Origin of the sequence: Reyranella sp. (genome assembly GCF_004297265.1) — a bacterium.
Taxonomy (GTDB): domain Bacteria; phylum Pseudomonadota; class Alphaproteobacteria; order Reyranellales; family Reyranellaceae; genus Reyranella.
Map to the genome: position 1 here is coordinate 1 of NZ_SCUT01000005.1, position 5,459 is coordinate 5,459.

Sequence of the window (5,459 nt, forward strand, 5' to 3'; positions counted from 1 at the left end):
GCTCTGGCTCGCGGCGTCGAAGACGTCGTTGCCGGCATTGCCCTGGACCCATTCGATCGACGAGGCGCCCATGTCCAGCGTCACCGGCGTAGCGGTCTGCACGAACGCCGAGTCGAAGCCTGCGCCGCCATCGATGGCGGCATCGGCACCGTCGATCAGCAAGTAGTCGGCACTATCGCCACCCGACAGCGCGTCGGCGCCGTCGCCGCCCAGGAGCACGTTGCTGCCCGAGTTGCCCTCGATCACGTTGGCGAGATCGTTGCCGAAGCCGTTGATCGAGGCGCTGCCCGTCTGGATCAGGTTCTCGACGTTGGCACCCAGCGTCCAGGAAACCGACGCATTGACCGTGTCCGCTCCTTCTCCGGCAACCTCCGTCACCACGTCGCCGGCATTGTCGACCACATAGGTATCGTCGCCCGGCCCGCCCGCCATCCTGTCGGCGCCACCAGCACCGTCGATGAAGTCGCCCAGCTCGGTCGCAAAAGGCTGGCCCGGCACGCTCACGGTCGTCGAAATGATGTCGTTGCCGGCCGTCCCGATGATGGTTACGCCCGAGTCCTGCGCGACATGGACCTCGGCGTTGCCGAGCACCCAGCGGTCGAACGTGCCGTCGGCATTGGTGAACGACCCTGTCTTCGCCCAGCCCGGCTCGACGAACTGCACCGTGTCGCCCAGATTGCGCTCGACGACGAGAATATGCCTGCCGTTCTCGACGGCGCCGACACCGCCCAGGATGCTCAGCTGGTTGACGATGAGCGTATTGCCGGTGCCGCCAAGGTCGATGCGCTCGATGCCCTCCAGCTTCGCCGTGACCAGCAGGCTGGAGAGGTCGAGCGAGAGACCCGAGCCACCGAGCGCCAGCGTGTCTGTGCCGCCGCCGCCATCGGCAAGACGGAACGCAAGATCCTTGGCGGTCAGGCGATCGTCGCCCGCGCCGGCATGGAAGACGTCACCGCCGCCACCACCGTTCAGCACGTCGTCGCCGCGCCGGCCGATCAGGATCTCCGCCGTCACCGTGCCCGTGGTCGTCACCGGCGTGGCCGAGCCGCCGAAGGCACCCCCGAACACGACGTAGCTCGCACCGGTATTGGCGCCATTTGGATCAGCCCTGGAGGCACCGATGATCAGGTCGTCGTAACCGTCGCCGTTGACGTCTCCCGCAGACGCAACCGACCCGCCGCTCTTGTCGTTCGCCGCCTCGCCCCACAGTGCAAATCCCGTACTGCCGTCCAGCATGGAAAGATCGATATCGGCAGCGAAACCCGACGCCTTGCCGAACACGACATAGCTCGTGCCCGAATCGACGCCCGTCGAGTAGGTACCCGAGGCGCCGACGATCAGGTCGGCGAAGCCGTCACCGTTGAAATCCCCCGCCGAGGCGACCGCCGAACCTGACCAGTTCCACATCGCGGCGCCGCTCAACTTGAAGCCGTTGCTGCCGTTCAGCGTGGAAAGATCGATGTTCGCGGCGAATCCCGAGGCCTTGCCGAAAACGACATAGCTCGCGCCGGAATACTGGCCGTTCGGGCCGGCGGCGGGTGCACCGACGATCAGGTCGGCATAGCCGTCGCCGTTCACGTCACCGGCCGATGCAACCTCTTGACCGGCCCGCTCTGCTCCGCTCCCGCTCAGCCTGAACCCGTTGCTGCCGTTCAGCGTGGACAGGTCGATGGTGGCGCCGGCCGACGCGCTGCCGAATACCACGTAGCCGGCACCGGCAGAGGAATGTGTCGTGGAATATCCGGCGCCCCGTGCGCCGACGATCACATCGTCGAAGCCATCCCCGTTCACATCTCCCGCCGACGCGACGGAGTCGCCGCTCGACTCATACAACTCGGACCCTTTCAACTTGACGCCCATCCCGGCGTTCAGGCTGGAAAGCTCCAGATTGGCGGCAAAGCCCGACGCCTTGCCGTAGATGATATAGCTCACGCCCGAATCGGCCGGCGTGCCGGCTCCCCTGGCACCGATGATCAGATCGTCGTAGCCGTCGCCGTTGAAGTCACCGGCCGAGGCGACCGACGAGCCGCTATAGTCATTTTCCGCCGACCCGCTCAGCTTGAAACCGTTGCTGCCGTTCAGGGTCGAGAGGCTGATGTCGGCGTCGAAACCCGACGCCTTGCCGAACACCACATAGCTGGCGCCCGATGCCCAGCCGTTCGGTGCGGCCCATCGGGCGCCGATGATGAGGTCGGCGAAACCATCGCCGTTCACGTCACCCGCCGCGGCGACCGAATGACCGCTTGCGTCACTCTCGTTCACACCGCTCAGCTTGAAACCGGTGTTGCCGTCCAAGGTGGCAAGATTGATGCTGGACGCAAAGCCGGCGGCCTTGCCGAACACCACGTAGCTCGCCCCTGATCCGGCGGCACCTGCATCTGCGTCGATCGCACCGACGATCACGTCGTCGAAGCCGTCGCCGTTGACGTCGCCCGCCGTGGCGACCGAGAAGCCGCTGGAGTCATCTGCCGCCACACCGGCAAGCCTGAAGCCGGAGTTGCCGTTCAGGCTGGACAGAAGAATCGTTCCCGGCGGCGGCGGCAACGGGTCGATGTGTTCGACAAGGACCTCGGACTCGTTGCGCGCCCACCGGTCGAACGTGCCGTCGGCATTGGTGACCGATCCGGTATTCGTCCAGCCATCGTCGAACTGCACGATGTCGCCGCGATCGCGCTCGACGGTCAGGACACGCTTGCCTTCGACCAGTTCGCCCAGGCCGCCGGCAAAAGCGTAGCCGAACGAAAGCTTGTTGTCGCCCGTTCCCGTGATATCGATGCGCTCGAAGTTCGCGATGCTCGAACGCGGCAGTTGGAAGACGAACCCGGCCCCGTCCATCACCAGAGTGTCGATGCCCTCGCCACCGTCGAGAATGACGAACTTGAAATCCTGGACGACCACCCGGTCGTTGCCCCCGAGGGCATAGATCCAGTCAGCGCCCCCGCCGCCGATGAGGACATTGTCGCCGACATTGCCATACATGGTGTTGGCCAGGCCGTTGCCCGTCCCGTTGACCGAACCCGTACCGGTCAGGGTCAGGTTTTCGAGAGTCGCACCGAGCGAAAATCCAACCAAGGAATAGACGTTATCGGTTCCCCAGTTGTCGGGATCCACGATGACGTCGCCCAGGTCATCGACATAGTAGGTGTCGTGACCCGCGCCGCCGATCATCGTGTCGGCGCCGGCGCCGCCATCGAGCGTGTCGTTGCCGGCTCCGGCCTCAAGGCGATTGGCCGCCGCGTTGCCGGTGATGATATCGTCGCCGCTGCCGCCGATCGCATTCTCGATGATCACACCGCGGGCGATCGTGTAGCCGCCTTCGATCTTGTTCGTGTATCCGGCAACGCTGTGGGAAATGTAACCGCCGCCGTTGATGCCGGCCGTCGCCTCCCGCAGGTCGATCGTCGAAGCGTTGGACGAGCCCGCATTGGAGATCGTATCGATGCCACCGGTATCCCAGATCGAGAACCAGTGGGTGCCGATCTGGTCGACCGTCGGCAGCGTGTAAACGTTGTTCCCGGCGGCGTAGTTGGTGTTGGCCCCGTAGATCGCCTGGATCGCGGCGATATCGAGCGCCATCGGACCGTACTGCAACCCGTACGCCTCGGATGTATGCCCTGAGTACTGGCCAGGCCATCCGAAATTGTAGCTCATCGTCGTGTAGACGCCCTGATTCAGGCCGCCGTTGCCGCTCGTGTACTCGTAGGAGGACCAATCGAAGGAGACGCCTGGGAATATCGTGGCATCCTCTCCCGCGCCGCCATCGTGCGGATGAGCGAGCCCCAGGAGATGGCCGATCTCATGGACCATCGTGACGAGTCCCAGGCTGCCCTTGCCCAGCGCGCCGGACATGGCGGAATCCTGCGCGTTGAACAGGATGTCGCGCGCCTCCGAGTCCGGGTTTTTGTAGTGCTCTTCGAAGCCCACCAGGTCGCTCCAGCCGAGCACACCGGCGCCGCCCGCCTGGGCCTCGGTGCCCCACCAGAACCTCACGTCGGCGTTGCTGGCCTGTGACACCTCGACGAAGTCGATGTTCGCCACGCTCTCCCAGAGCGCCATCGCCTCGCGCAGCCCGGTGAGGGCCGGCGACGTCCAGCCGTAGGAGTTCTGCCCGTCCATCGTGCCCTGAAAGGCAACCCACTGGATGGTGACGGGACCGCCGTTACCGTCAGTCCAGGCGCCGCCGGCGATCAGGCTGTCGATCCAGGGGTCGGATCCGTCGGTCGGCGTGCCGTCGATGAGGATGGTCGTGGCTGTGCCGGGCATGGCTATGTCCTACGCGACGAAAGCGAAGAGGGAGGGAGTGGGTCGTGGACCGGTGCGATGGGAAGGACGCAGGTGGCGAACGTCGCACGGCGGATCTGCCGGTTGCCCAGCGCGCCGCCGAAAGTCGCCTGCCCGATGCACGCCCGAGACGCCACACTGCCCCCAAGACCGGACAGACTCGTCCCGAGCCTGCGATTCCGGCATTGCGTCGGCAGCACACTGCTCCCCTCAGCGTGCCGACCGATCCCACATACTTTAGGCGTAGATTTTGTGCAATCTGGGAGTGCATCACACTGTGCTGTTTTGCACGTTTCGGAAGCACCGCCTGATGTGCGGGGATGCACATTGACAGGATCCAAACGGATCGAGCCGAGAACGACCCGTTCGCCTGGTGGCGCCCGACGCTGCTGGTTGCCCGCGGTCCGCCTTCAGGTCCGCAAGGCATAGCCTCCGAGCGCGACGCCGACGACACGTCGGAAGGCCGTGCTGAACGCGCTCACCGAGCGATAGCCGCAGGCTGCCGCGACCTCGGTCAGCCGCGCGCCCCCGAACCGCAGCCTGTCCTTGGCTAGAGCCACGCGCAGCCGCAGCAGATAGTCCATCGGCGACAGGCCGACGACGGAGACGAACCGCTCGGCGAAGGCCAGTTCGGCGCGAGCTTCGGTGCCATGGGTCTCGGCACGACGCGCTATCGCAACGGCTGGTACATCGTCGACGGCCCGCCGCGCCTGCTGTTCGCCATGGGCATCCATGGCCAGAACCTGTTCGTGGTGCCCGACCACGGGCTCGTGATCGTGAAATTGTCCTCGCTCGTCACGCCGATCGACCCGCCCGCGATCATGCTGGCCCATCGCGCCGTGACCGAGATGGCGCGGCTGCTGCTTCCCTAGAGTTCGAAGGGGCGTCCCGCCCGCCGTGCAACCCTGCCGATCGACAACCAGCGACCGGAGCGAAGCGGAGTGGAGGAAGCGGGCGGCTTCCCTTAGGCGAACAGGAAGTCTGCGTCCGACAGGCTCGCCGTCTGCACACCGATCAGCGTGATGGCACTGGTCGTGCCGCCGCTCGTGTAGAACAGAGTCGTCGAGTTGTAGCCGAGGCCGAGGGGATCCCATTCGTAGGTCGAGAAGTCCGAGAAGGAGTGGATCGCCGCGACCGCGCTGAAGTCCAGCTTCTCGCCGTTGAAGTCGAAGGAGTGG

General features: G+C 65.4%; 4 protein-coding genes. 1 reads left to right on the forward strand and 3 read right to left on the reverse strand.

Translation table 11 applies throughout. The features are described from left to right. Together EPO41_RS01690 and EPO41_RS01695 are read right to left on the reverse strand one after the other, a co-directional pair. The coding region (locus EPO41_RS01690) for a M10 family metallopeptidase C-terminal domain-containing protein (protein WP_296319583.1) at positions 1-4,263 on the reverse strand (4,263 nt) is incomplete at its 3' end. A gap of 428 nt (positions 4,264-4,691) precedes the next feature. Next, on the reverse strand, positions 4,692-5,015 hold the full coding sequence (locus EPO41_RS01695) for a helix-turn-helix domain-containing protein (protein ID WP_296319584.1): 324 nt from the start codon (positions 5,013-5,015) through the stop codon (positions 4,692-4,694). On the opposite strand from EPO41_RS01695, the gene EPO41_RS01700 reads away from it, so the two are divergent. Continuing rightward, positions 4,932-5,153 (forward strand): hypothetical protein, encoded by a 222-nt coding sequence (locus EPO41_RS01700; RefSeq protein WP_296319589.1) that lies wholly within the window; start codon positions 4,932-4,934, stop codon positions 5,151-5,153. The two genes, EPO41_RS01695 and EPO41_RS01700, sit on opposite strands and share 84 nt — an antisense overlap. A 92-nt stretch (positions 5,154-5,245) precedes the next feature. On the opposite strand, the gene EPO41_RS01705 is transcribed toward EPO41_RS01700, so the two are convergent. Next, the coding region (locus EPO41_RS01705; protein ID WP_296319587.1) for a hypothetical protein at positions 5,246-5,459 on the reverse strand (214 nt) is incomplete at its 5' end.

Bases quoted from the DNA above. Each gene is read 5' to 3' on its own strand.
- EPO41_RS01695 (WP_296319584.1), bottom strand. From the start codon at position 5,015: ATGGATGCCCATGGCGAACAGCAGGCGCGGCGGGCCGTCGACGATGTA.
- EPO41_RS01700 (WP_296319589.1), top strand. From the start codon at position 4,932: ATGGGTCTCGGCACGACGCGCTATCGCAACGGCTGGTACATCGTCGAC.